The following is a 13,272-nucleotide window of genomic DNA, read 5'->3' as shown; positions in this document are numbered from 1 at the left end:
GCCCCTTGCCCCGTCGATCATGAAGTTAGCGGCACCGCCGCCCGGGCGTGTCGCACCGCCAACTTCATGATCAACGGGGCGTCGGGCGAGGCGCGGGCTGGGAGGGAGAGGAGAGGCGGGGTCAGCGGAGGGGGCGGTGGAGGATGGCGGGGCGGGAGCCCGTCGGGCGAGGACGGCCGGGGCGGACGCCCAAGGGGCGCGTGAAGGCCCACGGGTGCACGCGGCGGCGGGGCCGCGCCGGCTCGGTACCGCCGGTGTGGCGGGCAGCGTCGTCCCTGGACATGGTCAAACCCCCGCTCTGGCGCAGACGCGCCCTCGCCAGGTTCAACGAGTCCGGTGCCGGTGAGGTCGCTGTCGGCCACCCGTCCGGGTCACCGGACCGACCATGATCAGGAGATGACGTCAGCGGCCGCGGCGGGGCAGCGGGAGATGGCCGGGCAGCAGTTCCGCGCCGAACGTGACGCCTGCCGCGCGTAACGCGGCGATCAGCGCGTTCTGCACCAGGTACGAGTCGGGTAGCTGCCACCGGGCCTGCTCGGGCGCGACCACCCAGCGCACCGTCCCCTCGGGCAGCCGGGTCGGCGGCGCCGGGACCCACGAGCCGGGTCCGTGGCGTACCACGTGGAAGCAGTGCTCCAGCTCGGGCCGCAGCGGGTCGCCGGGGCGTACCAGGAACATCCAGCGGCCGGTCGGGGTGACCAGCGCGGGCCCGCGTACGCCGAACCCGGCCGGATGGGTGGCGACCGCGTCCAGGACCTGCCGGCCCAGGTGGGCGGCGACCTCCAGGACGTCGAAGGCGTGGCCGGTGGGCAGCAGGATGCCGTGCGGGCGGCTGCGCCACCAGGTGGCTACCCGGGCCGGGTCGGCGCTGGCGGCGTGTTCCCAGTCCTCCAGCGCCGGGTGGCAGCCCACAGTGGGACAGCCGGCCCGGCCGCACACGAACCGGCTGTTCGCCAGGCAGGCGCCGGGGGTGACCGGCCAGCCGTGCAGCGCGTACCGCACCGCGACGCGCCGCAGCCGGACCCGTTCCAGCGGCGAGAGGTGAGCGACGCGCGGTCGGACGTTCCTCCACATGTCTGTCGTCCCCTCTGGTCCCGCCGAACCGTCCACAAGCTCGAACCGCTCACAAGCCGAACCGTCCACAAGCCACACGTTGAAAGCCGTCACTGCCGTAACCCACGCTCGTTGAGGTGACTAACGGTCGGTGCAACTTGCACGAAAACTACGAGAACTGGCTGGACGGTGGACGCACAACCTGTGCGATCGGCGCGAGCCTGGGGACGTGGGGGGACCGGCCGGCGCCGCGAGGGGGAGGGAGCGGGAATGGACGAACTGCCCATAGGCCGGCGGGTGGCGTACTGGCGGAGTCGCCGCAAGATGTCCCAGCAGGTCTTCGCCGACCGGCTCGGCAAGTCCAAGAGCTGGGTGGACAAGGTGGAGCGCGGCGTCCGCCGGCTGGACAAGTTCTCCGTGCTCTACGAGATCGCCGACATCCTCCAGATCGACGTGCAGTTGCTGCACGGCAAGGACCCGGAACGGCGTACCGACGCGCTCAACTGCATCGACCAGGTCGAGGTGGAGGAGATCCGCACCGCCCTGGAGCGGTACGACTCGATGAGCGCCTACTTCGACGCGGCGCCCTACCCCCCGCCGCTGGCCGACATGCGCAAGGCCGTGAACCACGCCTGGCTCACCTATCAGTACGGCCGTTACGGCATGCTCACCCGCGCGCTGCCGAAGCTGCTGCGCGACGCCCAGGCGGCGGACGCCGGCTACGCCGCCGGCGACCAGGTACGCGAGGCGGCCCACCTGCTCGGGCAGGTCTACCAGATCGCCTCCTCGGTGCTGCGCAAGCTCGGCGAGTGCGACCTCGCCTGGCTCGCCGCCGACCGGTCGATGGCGGTGGCCCAGCGCGCCGACGACCCGCTGCTGGCCGGCATCGCCACCACGCGCGTCTGCAACGCGCTCGTCGCGATGGGCCGCCCCCGCCCGGCGCTGGAGCTCAACGTCCGCATCGCGGGCCGGCTCGCGCCCGGCGGCGACAACGACGTCCGCCCGGAACGGCTCTCGGTGTACGGGATGCTGCTGCTCCAGGGCGCCATGGCGGCCGCTCGGATCGGCGACTCGGCGACGGTGGACGACCTGCTCGCCGGCGCCGACGAGGCGGCCAAGTTGCTCGGCGGCGACCACAACCACTACTGGACCTCCTTCGGCCCGACCAACCTGGAGCTGCACCGCGCGGCGGCGGCGGTCGAGCTGGGCGACGGCGGCCGGGCGGTGGAGACCCACATGCGGCTGGCCGAGCCCGCGTTCAACGCGCTGCTGCCGGAACGGCGCGCGCACCACCTGCTCGACCTGGCCCGGGGCTACTCCCAGATCGGTGACGTCGCCAACGCCGGGGACATGCTGCTGCGCGGTGACCGGCTCGCGCCCTCAGAGATCCGGTGCCGGCCGATAGCGCACGAATTGATGTCCGAGATTCTCCGTCGCACACGTGGTGCGCCGCCTCCGCCGATCGCGGAGTTGGCTGAGCACATGGGAGTCGGAGTATGAGCGGTCCGGAGACCGCAAACGGGCACCGGCGAGTGCTCTACGTCATCGCCTGCGGTTCGCCGCTGGCCCGTCACGTCGGCCGGCTGGTCGACCTCGCCCAGCGGGAGGACTGGACGGTCTGCGTGGTCACCACGCCGGACGGCGCGAAGTTCGTCGACCGGGCGGCCCTGGCCCGGCAGACCGGCCACCCGGTGCGAACGCACTACAAGAACCCGGGTGACCCGGACGTGCTGCCCCCGGCCGACGCCATGCTGGTGTGCCCGGCCACCGTCAACACGATCAACAAGTGGGCGGTCGGCATCACCGACACCCTGGCGCTGGGCCTGCTGGTCGAGGCGCAGGGGATGGGAGTGCCGATCGCTGCCGTGCCGTACACGAACGAGGCGATGGCCGGGCACCCGGCGTTCCGGGCCAGCCTCGACCTACTGGTGCAGTGGGGCGTCCGGGTGGTGTTCGGTGACCACGTCGTACGCCTGCACCCGCCCGGCACGGGGGAGCGGCGCGCGGACGCCTTCCCCTGGGACGCCGGCCTGGCCGCCCTGCGCGGCGCGGACCGGCCGGTCGCCCCGGTCGGCTGAGAGGCGCGACGGGAAACGGTCCTCGGCATCTGCCGGGGGCCGGACCCGGCGGCGCTCGGCCCGTATCGGCACGGACGCCGGTAAGCTGGCCGCCCGTGAGTACAACCGTCGCCGACGTGGTGGCCGCGCTGGACCGCCGTTATCCGCCCGCCTGGGCCGAGGAGTGGGACCGGGTCGGCCTGGTGCTGGGCGAGCCCGACCACCCGGTACGCCGGGTCGCCTGTGTGGTCGACGTGGTCCCGGAGACCGTGGACGAGGCGCTCGACGCCGGCGCGGACATGATCGTCGCGCACCACCCGCTGCTGCTGCGCGGCGTCTCCTCGGTGGCCGCCACCACGTACAAGGGCCGGATCGTGCACCGGCTGATCAAGGCGGACGTCGCCCTGCACGTGGCGCACACCAACGCCGACGTGGCCGACCCGGGGGTGTCCGACGCGCTCGCCGCCCGGTTCGGGCTGACCGGGCTGCGCCCGCTGCATCCGCCCCGCCCCGGCTCGCCCGCCGCCGGGCCCGGCCGGGGCATCGGCCGAATCGGTGAGCTGCCCACCCCGATGACGCTCGCCGAGCTGACCCGGCTGGCCGCCGCCGTGCTCCCGGTCACCGCCTGGGGAGTTCGCGCCGCCGGGGATCCCGGGCGTATGGTTCGTACCCTCGCCGTCAGCGGCGGCTCGGGGGACGGCTTCCTCGCCGAGGCGACCGCGGCCGGGGTGGACGCGTTCCTCACCGCGGACCTGCGCCACCACCCGGCCGGGGAACACCTCGCCGCCGGTGGCCCGGCGCTGCTGGACGCCGCCCACTGGGCGACGGAGCGACCCTGGCTGGACGACCTGGCCGCCTACCTGGCCGCCGAGCTGGACGTCGAGACCGTGGTGTCCGACCTGGACACCGACCCGTGGACCGTGCACGCCGCCGCGCCCCGGCCGGACGACAAGGAGCCCCGACGTGAAGGCTGACCCGAAGGTGCAGCGCCGCCTGCTCGACCTCCAGGCGATCGACACCGCGCTGGCCCAGCTCGCGCACCGCCGCCGCACCCTGCCGGAGCGTGCCGAGCTGGAGGCCCTGGCGCGTGAGCTGTCCGCGCTGGAGGACGAGCGGGTCCGCGCCCAGGTGGCAGTCGACGACCTGGATCGGGACATCGCCCGGATCGAGAAGGACGTCGACCAGGTACGGGCGCGCAAGAGCAAGGACGAGGCCCGGCTGGCCTCGGGCAGCGGCCCGGCCCGCGAGCTGGAGGCGATCCAGCACGAGCTGGTCTCGCTGAACCGCCGGCAGAGCGACCTGGAGGACGCCGAGCTGGAGCTGATGGAGCAGCGGGAGACCGCGCAGGGCGTGCTCGACGGCATCGAGAGCCGGCTCGCCGAGGCCCGCGAGCGCCGCGCCGCGACCGAGCAGCGCCGCGACGACACCCTGGCGGAGATCGCCAAGGAGGAGGAGTTCAAGCGCACCGCCCGCCAGCCGCTCGCCGGTGACCTCCCGGCGGACCTGATCGGCCTCTACGACAGGATCCGCGAGGACACCGGCATGGGCGCGGCGCTGCTCACCGGTGGCCGCTGCGGCGGTTGCCGGCTGGAGATGTCCGGCGCCGACCTGGCCCGCATCCGCAAGGCCGACCCGGACGACGTGGTCCGCTGCGAGGAGTGCCGGCGGATCATGGTCCGGACCAACGAGTCGGGGCTGTAACCGCCGTGGCGGTGCGCGCGGTAGTGATCGAGGCCGACGGCGGCTCCCGGGGCAACCCCGGCCCGGCCGGCTACGGCGCTGTGGTCCGGGATCCGGAGACCGGCGAGGTGCTGGCCGAGCGGTCCGAGTCGATCGGTACGGCGACGAACAACGTGGCCGAGTACCGGGGCCTGATCGCCGGGCTGGAGGCCGCCGCCGAGCTGGGCGCGGCCGAGGTCGAGGCGCGGATGGACTCCAAGCTGGTGGTCGAGCAGATGTGCGGCCGCTGGCAGATCAAGCACCCCGGGCTGCGTCCGCTCGCCGCCCAGGCGGCCGGGCTGGTCAGCCGCTTCGCCGCCGTACGGTTCATCTGGGTGCCGCGGGAGCGCAACCGCCACGCCGACGCCCTGGCCAACGCGGCCATGGACGCCGCCGCGTCCGGCGCCGCGCCGGCGGCCGCCCCCGTGAAGGCCGCGGCGCGGGAGGCGACTGTCGTACGGGCCACCGGCACCGACCCGGCCACCACGCCCGCCTCCTGGGAGCCGCGCCCGACCGAGGAGGCCACCCGGCTGATCCTGGTGCGGCACGGCGAGACCGAACGCACGGTGCAGAAGCGCTACTCCGGCCGGGGCGACGTGCCGCTCACCGAGCGCGGCCGGGCCCAGGCCCGGGCCACCGCCGCCCGGGTGGCCGCGCTGGCCCCGTCCGTCGCGGCGGTGGTCAGTTCCCCGCTGTCGAGGTGTACGGCCACCGCCGAGGCGGTCGCCGCGCAGGTCGGCAACCCGCCGGTACGCACCGACGACGACCTGATCGAGTGCGACTTCGGCGTCTGGGAGGGGCACACGTTCGCCGAGGTGCGCGAGGGCTGGGCGGCCGAACTGGACGCCTGGCTCGCCTCCACCCGGGTCGCGCCGCCGAAGGGCGAGTCGTTCGTGACAGTGGCCGAGCGGACCGGGCGGGCGGTCGACCGGCTGCGGTCGGCGTACCCGGGGGAGACGGTCGTGGTGGTCTCCCACGTCTCGCCGATCAAGCTGGTGCTGCGCGACGCGCTCGCCGCAGGCGACGCGTTCCTGCACCGGCTCTACCTGGACACGGCTGGTATCTCGGTGCTCGACCTGTACCCGGACGGCGGCGTCGCGGTCCGCTCGGTCAACGACACCTCGCACCTCACGGACGTCTGACGGCCGCTCGGCGCATGCCGGCGGCCGTTCGGCGCATCGACATCACCCGATCGGACGTGACCCCCGTCACAGGGTCGTAGCCTCCGGCCGTCACATGGCCCGCTACGAATGCCCGGAGGGGTGTCACATGTCCGCACCGGAACCGGAGGCGCTCGACACGGCGCGATCCAGGGCGAAGGACAAGAGTCCCTGGAACTGGTTGCTCTTCATCCCGATCGTGGTGCCGCTGATCCCGGCACTGTTCAACGCCGACTCGCCCCGGCTGTTCGGCTTCCCGCGCTTCTACTGGCTGCAACTGGCCTGGATCCTGCTCGGCGTCGGCACCACCACGCTGGTCTACCAGATGACCAAGAAGCGGGGTGACCACTGATGTGGCGGGACCACCTCACCGAGATCATCGTCTTCACGCTTCTGTTCCTGCTGGTCAGCGCCATGGGTTTCGTGGCCGCCCGGTGGCGCAGACCGACGGACATGGCCCACCTCGACGAGTGGGGGCTGGGCGGGCGCAGCTTCGGCGGCTGGATCACCTGGTTCCTGGTCGGCGGTGACCTCTACACCGCGTACACGTTCGTGGCGGTCCCGGCGCTGATCTTCGGGGCCGGTGCGGCGGGCTTCTTCGCCGTGCCGTACACGATCGTCATCTACCCGCTGGTGTTCCTGGTGCTGTGCCGGCTCTGGTCGGTCTCGCACCGGCACGGGTTCGTCACCCCGGCCGACTTCGTGCGCAACCGGTTCGGCTCGCCGATCCTGGCGCTGCTGGTCGCGATCACCGGCATCGTCGCCACCATGCCGTACATCGCCCTGCAGCTGGTCGGCATCGAGGCGGTGCTCAAGACCATGGGCGTGACAGGGGACAGCGCGCTGGCCCGGCACCTGCCGATCATCATCGCGTTCGCGATCCTGGCCGCGTACACGTACCAGTCCGGGCTGCGCGCCCCGGCGCTGATCGCGTTCGTCAAGGACTCGCTGATCTACATCGTGATCCTGGTCGCGGTGATCTGGCTGCCGTACAAGCTCGGCGGCTGGGGTGCCATCTTCGACGCCGCCGACGCGAAGTTCCAGGCGTCACCGGCGCCCGGCGACGGCATCCTGCTGAATCAGAACAACCAGATCCAGTACGTGACGCTGGCGTTCGGTTCGGCGCTGGCGCTGTTCCTCTACCCGCACAGCATCACCGGTGTGCTGGCCAGCCGGAACCGCGACGTGATCAAGCGGAACATGTCCGCGCTGCCCGCGTACAGCCTGCTGCTGGGGTTGATCGCGCTGCTCGGCTGCATGGCCATCGCGGCCAACGTGAAGCCGCTGCCCGGCGCGAAGGAGGGCACCACGGACGGCAACACTGTGGTGCCGCTGCTGTTCGACCAGCAGTTCCCGGACTGGTTCGCCGGGGTCGCCTACGCCGCCATCGGCATCGGCGCCCTGGTCCCCGCGGCGATCATGTCGATCGCGGCGGCGAACCTGTTCACCCGCAACATCTACAAGGAGTACCTGAAGCGGGACGCCACCCCGGCGCAGGAGGCGAACGTCTCGAAGATCACCTCGCTGGTGGTGAAGGTCGGCGCGGTGGCCTGCATCGTCTTCCTCGACCCGCAGTTCTCCATCGACCTGCAGCTCATCGGCGGCGTGATCATCCTCCAGACGCTGCCGGCGGTGGCGCTGGGCCTCTACACCCGCTGGTTCCACAGGGGCGCGCTGATCGCCGGCTGGGCGGCCGGCATGGGCCTGGGCATGTGGATGCTCTACCAGATCGGCAACCCGGCGACCGGCAAGAAGCACTTCGCCGGATCGGCGTTCCCGCTGGAGAAATTCGGCTTCGACACGCCGAAGACCATCTACGTGGGCATCGTGGCGGTGCTGGTGAACCTGGTGGTGGCCGCGCTGCTCACGCTGGTGCTGCGGGCCGCGAAGGTGGCCGACGGGCCGGACGGCACCACGCCGGACGACTACTTCGCCGACGAGGGCGACCCGCGCGTCACGGCCTCCGCCGACCGCGCCGAGTCCGCGCCGGAACCGGTCGCGTGAAAGGAAGGGCCCCTTATTAACGCAATCTGCATAATAAGGGGCCCTTCCTAACACTCAGCGGCGGCGGTTGCGCGCGTCGAGCGCCTCGTTGAGGCGGTGCAGCATGTCCGCGAGCGTCTCCCGGTCCGCCTCGGGCCAGGCGGCGAGGATGTCGCCGTACAGCCGGGTGCGGGCCGCCCGGACGGCGGCCATCCGCTGGAGCCCGGCCGCCGTCGCGGAGATCACCGTGCCGCGCCCGTCGGCCGGGTCAGGGGTACGCGAGATCAGGCCGTCGCGCTGGAGCGCGGAGACCTGCCGGGTGACTGTGGAGCCGTCCAGGCTCAGCCGTGCGGCGAGCGCCGAGACGTTCTGCGGACCGGCGGCGTCCAGGTGCCGCAGGATCACGTACGCGGCGCGGTCCAGCAGCCGGTGCTCCATCGTGCCGGTGCCCCGGCGGGTGGCCTCGCCCAGGCGCATCAGCAGCGCGACCTCTGTTTCGATCCGGCCGAGGGTGACCTCGGCGGCGTGGACGTCCTCGCTCATAGCTGTATGATACAAGAAAAATACCTGTACGATACAGCTATCTGGGAGGTTGCGGAGTGGATCGCCGATCCGAGCCCAACCGCAGTGCCATCTACGCCACCACGCTCGTGGCGTTCCTCGCCATCGCCGGCATCGCCGTGGTCGACCCGATCCTGCCCGCAATCGGCGAGGCCATCGGCGTCACCGCCTGGCAGGTCGAGATGCTCTTCACCGCGTACATCGCGGTCATGGCCGTCGGCATGATCCCGGCGACGCTCGCCAGCGGACGGTTCGGTTTCAAGCCGGTGCTCGTCACCGGCGTCTCCGTCGTCGGCCTGGCCGCCATCCTCGCCTCGTTCAGCAACGACATCGTGCAGCTCTCCGTGCTGCGCGGCGTCTGGGGCCTCGGCAACGCGATGTTCTTCGCCACCGCCATGGTGGTGCTGGTCAACCTGGCGAACGACAGGGAATGGGTGGTCGGCCTGTTCGAGACCGCCCTCGGGCTCGGCTTCGCGGTCGGCCCGCTGATCGGCGGCCTGCTCGGCGAGGTGAGCTGGCGGCTGCCGTTCTTCGTCTGCGGCGTGTTCATGGTGCTGGCGCTCGGCGTCGCCGCCCGCAAGTTGCGCGAACCCGCCCACAAGCAACAGCCGGTACGCGTCGGCCAGATCTTCGCCACCTACCGCAGACCCGCGTTCGTGACGCTGTGCGTGGTCACCGCCGCGTACAACTTCGTCTTCTTCGTCGTACTCGGCTACACGCCGCTGTTCCTGCGCCTCGACGTCATCCCGCTGGGCCTGGCGTTCACCGGCTGGGGCCTCGGCCTCGCCGCCGGCATCCTCCTGATCGGGCACCGGCTCGCCCACCGCATCGGCGCGGTGCAGACCGTCGGCGTCGCACTGCTCGGCCTGCTGGTCTGCATGGTCCTGTTCGCCACCTCCACCGGCACCGCCATGTCGCTCGTCGTACTCGTCGTCGCCGGCCTGTTCATGGGCCTCGCCAACGCCAACCTGACCGATTTGGCGCTCGGGCTCGGCTCCGCCGACCGGCGCGTCGCCACCGGCGCGTTCAACCTGGTCCGCTGGGGCGCCGCCGCGCCCGCGCCGATCATCTCCGGCAAGCTAGCCGAGCACAGCCTGGCGCTGCCGTTCTGGGTCGGCTTCGGGGTGCTCGCCGCCGGCGTGCTCGCGTACCTCGCGTTCGGTCACCTGATGGCGGCCGGCTACGGCGAACGGGTCATCTGGAACCGGGCCGCCCGCCGCGCCGAACACGCCCCGGAGGAGCCGGTGGGGGAGGCGTACTGACCGCTCGTCGGTCAGTTCAGCGCGCGCCACAGCAGGTAGAGACCGATGGTGGTGCCGAACACCACGATGATCGTCTTCAACACCACCTGCGGGAGCCGGCGGGCCAGCCGCGCGCCCGCGTACCCGCCGAACAGGGTGGCCGGCGCGACCACCGCGACGGCCGCCCAGTTCACCGGGCCGAACAGGGCGAACACCACGAGCGTGGTCAGCCCCACCACGGCGGAGAGCAGGTTCTTCACCGCCGACACCCGGGCCAGCGTCGCGTCCAGCACCAGCGCCAACCCTGCCACCAGCATCACCCCGAGGGCCGCGCCGAAGTAGCCGCCGTACACCGTGCCGAGCGCGACCATGGTCTGCACCGTGACGGTACGGCGGCGCGCGCCCAACCGTTCCGGATGGCCGACCAACCGGCGCAGCGGGCCTTGGAACGCGAGTACGGCGGTAGCGCCCAGCACGAGAAACGGCACCACCAGCTCGAACGCGCGCGCCGGAGTCGCCAGCAGTAGCGCGCACCCGGCGATCGTGCCGAGTACCGCGGTGGGCAGCAGCGACCACAGCTCCCGCCCGCGCGGCAGGTCCACCCGGCTGCCCGCCACGCTCGCCACGTACCCGGGGAAGACCGACACCGAGTTGGAGACGTTCGCCGCCACCGGCGGCAGGCCGGTGGCGATCATCGCCGGGAACGTGATCAGGGAGCCCCCACCGGCTACCGCGTTGACAGTGCCTGCGGCGAGACCGGCGGCGAGCAGGAGCGCGGCGTCGGAGAGATCCATGGTCCCCCGAGGCTAGTCGGTCCGGATCCCGGGCCGGGTAGTGGCCGGGCGGGCGTGCGCACCATGGCGGACCGGGGTGGAAATGGGCGCGGCGGGTGCGTCGTTAGGATGAGGGTGCGACGGACGAGTCGACCGGGCGGTCGCGTCGACGGGCTCCGGCCCGTCGCCGAGGAACGTCCGGACTCCACAGGGCAGGGTGGTTGCTAACGGCAACCCGGGGTGACCCGCGGGACAGTGCCACAGAAAACAGACCGCCGGCCCGTCACGGGACGGTAAGGGTGAAACGGTGGGGTAAGAGCCCACCAGCACCCCGGGTGACCGGGGTGGCTCGGTAAACCCCACCCGGAGCAAGGCCAAGAAAGGGCCGTCACCGCAAGATGACGACCCGCGCAGACGCTTGAGGGCTGCCCGCCCGATGTCTGCGGGTAGGCCGCTGGAGCCTGCCGGCAACGGCAGGCCGAGATGGATGGCCGCCGCCGGTGCGCCTACGGGCGTGCCGGGCACAGAATCCGGCGTACAGGTCGACTCGTCCGTCGCCCACCAGCTCAGAGCCACCGGCGCTACAACTCGCGCCACTCTCCTGCGCGGCGAGCATCGCCCGTACTGACGAACTCCTCGAGGACCTGCCAGGCGCGTTCGAGGTCGAGAACGACGTCTGCGGTGAACTCGACCGGGTCGTCCAGCACCAGCACTTCCGCATCGGTGCCCGCGGGCTCATCGGCCGCCAGCAGGGACGCGGCGTCCTCGTCCGTTATCAGATGGACGACCGCCGCGGACCCCGCGAACCCGAGCGTCAGCACCGGGAATGCGGCGTCGCCCCGCACTTCGAGGTAGCCGCGCCCCTGGGCACGCAGATCATCGAACCGCTCGATCAGACCGGCGACGTCCGACCGCTCCGTCGGCACGAACCTCCCTGACGTGAGAGACGTGGCACTCCACGAAACGTTCACCCGCCCAGCCTCCTTGACGACCATGGCTATGGCTCCGGGCGGCCGCCGAATTCGGAGGAGCGCGCCCTGGCGCAGGGGCTAACATCGGCTACCCGTCGTCACCGTAGCGGCGGCTCGGGGAGGAGTCGGCGATGGCGGACGTATCGGTCGATGTGCCGTCGCCCCTGCGTAAGTGCATCGCCTTCTGCGAGGTCGAGTGCGTTCTCGGGTGCTGCGGGATCGATGCCGTCTCCACCGACCCCGACCTGATCGGGGCCTGGTGCCGTCAGGTGGACCAGGACGCGGTGATCGAGGCTCGGCTTCAGCTGGCCGAGCTGATCGAGGTGGTCGAGAACCGCTCCCGTTGCATCACGTCGGACTTCCTGAATCACCGCACACATGACGAGGCCGCACGGCGTGAGCTGCTGGCCTTCTTGGCCGCGCTCGGCGCGGGACTGGCGGCTGGCGACGCGCCCTGAGTGGTCGAGGCTGTCGAGCCGACCTCGGGATCGCTGGTGAGAAGCGCGTCGACGTTCGACCTCGAACCAGGTCACTCGTCCCGCAGCGGCGGGGGAAGCGATGCTTCACCCCTCAGTACCAGGTCGGCCAGCTCGACACGTTCCGGATGGAGGAGGTCGTCGCGGAGCGGGTGGCTCGGTACGTTGATGCACCGTTGACCCGCCACCGCTTCACAGACCGGGCACTGGAGGAACAGGCCGCATTGCGGCACAAGCTCGCCGCCCTGGGCGAGCGCACCCCGGCCGATCTTGACGATCGCCCGGTACAGGTCTTCGTCCTGATGCCGGGCGGCGCCGGCTGCCACCTCCCGCATGCCCTCCCAGAACAGTTCTGCGGCCCGCGGCTCGTCGATGTCGATACGCATGATCGGGAGTACCCGCCCTCGGCGCGGTGGAACATCTCCGGCCGGACCTTGCGATGATCCGGTGATGACCTCCTACGTGTCCCACACCACCGTGGACTGTGCCGACGCCTACGCCCTGTCCCGCTGGTGGGCATCGGTCCTCGACTACCGCGAGGACCCGGACGACCCGAACGAGCCGGGCCACGAGGAGTGCATGATCTACTCGCGGGACGGGCAGCACCGCCTGCTCTTCATCGAGGTACCGGACGCGAAGCAGGTCAAGAACCGCATCCACCTCGACCTGCGCCCGGCCGAGGGGACGCGCGACGAGGAACTGGCACGGCTGACCAGGCTGGGCGCGGCAGTGGTGGCCGACCGGCGTGAGCCCGACGGCACCGGCTGGGTGGTGCTCGCCGACCCAGAGGGCAACGAGTTCTGCATCCTCCGCAGCGACGCCGAGGTGGCCGCCACGCAACCGTGACAGCGCCAAGAATGCCTCGGTGCAGCGGCAGGCTGTCCGGCTCGTAGGGACGCGGTCGTCCCGTGGTGGGGTGGTGACAACGACGCAAGCCTCTGGCACGTACAGCGCAGACAGACGGACACCGCGCCCGGCTGGAGCCGGGCGCGGTGTCGGATCGTGCTGTCAGATGATGGGGCTGAAGCCACTCCAGTTGGTGCCGATCTGCCGGTTGTCGCTGTACGGCACGCCGTCGCGTCCGATGTTGTTGGAGAAGAGCCAGAGGGTGCCGTCGGGCTTGCGCGCCACGAGGTCGGTGAAGCCGTCGCCGGTCACGTCCGCGCCGACAAGGGTGTCGAAGCCACTCCAGTTGGTGCCGATCTGCCGGTTGTCGCTGTACGGCACGCCGTCGCGTCCGATGTTGTTGGAGAAGAGCCAGAGGGTGCCGTCGGGCTT

The 13,272-nt window shown here is 71.6% G+C and carries 15 protein-coding genes, 1 other RNA gene and 1 pseudogene; 11 read left to right on the top strand and 6 right to left on the bottom strand.

Annotation, left to right across the window (positions count from 1 at the left end; genetic code table 11):
* Positions 1–402 precede the first annotated feature (402 nt).
* A complete protein-coding gene (locus SM452_RS28610; protein ID WP_135241424.1) occupies positions 403–1,074 on the bottom strand; it encodes a bifunctional DNA primase/polymerase in 672 nt (223 codons plus the stop codon).
* Between the two features lie 249 nt (positions 1,075–1,323).
* Here SM452_RS28610 and SM452_RS28605 point away from each other — a divergent pair, with 249 nt between their 5' ends.
* The 7 genes from SM452_RS28605 to mctP all read left to right on the top strand — a co-directional run bounded on the left by SM452_RS28605 (position 1,324) and on the right by mctP (position 7,993).
* Positions 1,324–2,553 (top strand): helix-turn-helix domain-containing protein, encoded by a 1,230-nt coding sequence (locus tag SM452_RS28605; RefSeq protein WP_355508168.1) that lies wholly within the window; start codon positions 1,324–1,326, stop codon positions 2,551–2,553.
* Positions 2,550–3,131, top strand: a complete 582-nt coding sequence (locus tag SM452_RS28600) for a flavoprotein (protein WP_355508166.1) — start codon at positions 2,550–2,552, stop codon at positions 3,129–3,131. The genes SM452_RS28605 and SM452_RS28600 overlap by 4 nt, the downstream gene beginning before the upstream one ends.
* Positions 3,132–3,226: 95 nt before the next feature.
* Positions 3,227–4,084 (top strand): Nif3-like dinuclear metal center hexameric protein, encoded by an 858-nt coding sequence (locus SM452_RS28595; RefSeq protein ID WP_120568674.1) that lies wholly within the window; start codon positions 3,227–3,229, stop codon positions 4,082–4,084.
* The gene (locus SM452_RS28590; RefSeq protein ID WP_114921079.1) at positions 4,074–4,811 is read left to right on the top strand and encodes a zinc ribbon domain-containing protein; all 738 of its coding nucleotides are present in this window, start codon (positions 4,074–4,076) and stop codon (positions 4,809–4,811) included. The genes SM452_RS28595 and SM452_RS28590 overlap by 11 nt, the downstream gene beginning before the upstream one ends.
* Before the next feature lie 5 nt (positions 4,812–4,816).
* A complete protein-coding gene (locus SM452_RS28585; RefSeq protein ID WP_463841073.1) occupies positions 4,817–5,971 on the top strand; it encodes a bifunctional RNase H/acid phosphatase in 1,155 nt (384 codons plus the stop codon).
* Between the two features lie 127 nt (positions 5,972–6,098).
* Entirely contained in the window at positions 6,099–6,341 is a 243-nt protein-coding gene (locus SM452_RS28580; RefSeq protein ID WP_013475661.1) for a DUF3311 domain-containing protein, read from the top strand.
* The gene (mctP, locus tag SM452_RS28575) at positions 6,341–7,993 is read left to right on the top strand and encodes a monocarboxylate uptake permease MctP (protein WP_463841072.1); all 1,653 of its coding nucleotides are present in this window, start codon (positions 6,341–6,343) and stop codon (positions 7,991–7,993) included. Before SM452_RS28580 ends, mctP begins: the two co-directional genes overlap by 1 nt.
* 54 nt (positions 7,994–8,047) lie before the next feature.
* Here mctP and SM452_RS28570 read toward each other — a convergent pair whose 3' ends face one another.
* Positions 8,048–8,515 (bottom strand): MarR family winged helix-turn-helix transcriptional regulator, encoded by a 468-nt coding sequence (locus SM452_RS28570; RefSeq protein ID WP_355508160.1) that lies wholly within the window; start codon positions 8,513–8,515, stop codon positions 8,048–8,050.
* 56 nt (positions 8,516–8,571) lie between these two features.
* On the opposite strand from SM452_RS28570, the gene SM452_RS28565 reads away from it, so the two are divergent.
* Positions 8,572–9,795: an MFS transporter gene (locus SM452_RS28565; protein ID WP_355508158.1), complete on the top strand. Its 1,224-nt coding sequence runs from the start codon at positions 8,572–8,574 to the stop codon at positions 9,793–9,795.
* Between the two features lie 11 nt (positions 9,796–9,806).
* On the opposite strand, the gene SM452_RS28560 is transcribed toward SM452_RS28565, so the two are convergent.
* Positions 9,807–10,568 (bottom strand): sulfite exporter TauE/SafE family protein, encoded by a 762-nt coding sequence (locus tag SM452_RS28560; RefSeq protein WP_463841071.1) that lies wholly within the window; start codon positions 10,566–10,568, stop codon positions 9,807–9,809.
* A 124-nt stretch (positions 10,569–10,692) separates the two neighbouring features.
* Between SM452_RS28560 and rnpB the strand changes: the two genes are divergently transcribed.
* Positions 10,693–11,101, top strand: an RNA gene (rnpB, locus tag SM452_RS28555) — RNase P RNA component class A.
* A gap of 27 nt (positions 11,102–11,128) precedes the next feature.
* Here rnpB and SM452_RS28550 read toward each other — a convergent pair.
* Complete coding sequence (locus SM452_RS28550; protein ID WP_355508154.1) at positions 11,129–11,473, bottom strand: Imm1 family immunity protein; 345 nt, start codon at positions 11,471–11,473, stop codon at positions 11,129–11,131.
* A gap of 176 nt (positions 11,474–11,649) precedes the next feature.
* Here SM452_RS28550 and SM452_RS28545 point away from each other — a divergent pair, with 176 nt between their 5' ends.
* A complete protein-coding gene (locus tag SM452_RS28545) occupies positions 11,650–11,976 on the top strand; it encodes a DUF6331 family protein (RefSeq protein WP_135241414.1) in 327 nt (108 codons plus the stop codon).
* Positions 11,977–12,047: 71 nt separating this feature from the next.
* Here the strand turns inward: SM452_RS28545 and SM452_RS28540 are convergent, their stop codons facing one another.
* On the bottom strand, positions 12,048–12,380 hold the full coding sequence (locus SM452_RS28540) for a zinc finger domain-containing protein (protein ID WP_135241413.1): 333 nt from the start codon (positions 12,378–12,380) through the stop codon (positions 12,048–12,050).
* A gap of 64 nt (positions 12,381–12,444) precedes the next feature.
* Between SM452_RS28540 and SM452_RS28535 the strand changes: the two genes are divergently transcribed.
* The gene (locus tag SM452_RS28535) at positions 12,445–12,840 is read left to right on the top strand and encodes a VOC family protein (protein ID WP_135241412.1); all 396 of its coding nucleotides are present in this window, start codon (positions 12,445–12,447) and stop codon (positions 12,838–12,840) included.
* 162 nt (positions 12,841–13,002) lie between these two features.
* On the opposite strand, the pseudogene SM452_RS28530 reads toward SM452_RS28535, so the two are convergent.
* Positions 13,003–13,272: pseudogene (locus SM452_RS28530) on the bottom strand (hypothetical protein); the annotation flags it as partial.

The organism is Micromonospora sp. SYSU B005 (genome assembly GCF_055362685.1).
Note: the sequence above shows the minus strand (reverse complement) of the source record. Positions and strands in the feature narration are given on the sequence as shown.

Coding starts and splice junctions, on each gene's coding strand:
- SM452_RS28540 (WP_135241413.1), bottom strand. CDS start 12,380: ATGCGTATCGACATCGACGAGCCGCGGGCCGCAGAACTGTTCTGGGAG.
- SM452_RS28600 (WP_355508166.1), top strand. CDS start 2,550: ATGAGCGGTCCGGAGACCGCAAACGGGCACCGGCGAGTGCTCTACGTC.
- SM452_RS28580 (WP_013475661.1), top strand. CDS start 6,099: ATGTCCGCACCGGAACCGGAGGCGCTCGACACGGCGCGATCCAGGGCG.
- SM452_RS28545 (WP_135241414.1), top strand. CDS start 11,650: ATGGCGGACGTATCGGTCGATGTGCCGTCGCCCCTGCGTAAGTGCATC.
- SM452_RS28560 (WP_463841071.1), bottom strand. CDS start 10,568: ATGGATCTCTCCGACGCCGCGCTCCTGCTCGCCGCCGGTCTCGCCGCA.
- SM452_RS28610 (WP_135241424.1), bottom strand. CDS start 1,074: ATGTGGAGGAACGTCCGACCGCGCGTCGCTCACCTCTCGCCGCTGGAA.
- SM452_RS28605 (WP_355508168.1), top strand. CDS start 1,324: ATGGACGAACTGCCCATAGGCCGGCGGGTGGCGTACTGGCGGAGTCGC.
- mctP (WP_463841072.1), top strand. CDS start 6,341: ATGTGGCGGGACCACCTCACCGAGATCATCGTCTTCACGCTTCTGTTC.
- SM452_RS28570 (WP_355508160.1), bottom strand. CDS start 8,515: ATGAGCGAGGACGTCCACGCCGCCGAGGTCACCCTCGGCCGGATCGAA.
- SM452_RS28535 (WP_135241412.1), top strand. CDS start 12,445: ATGACCTCCTACGTGTCCCACACCACCGTGGACTGTGCCGACGCCTAC.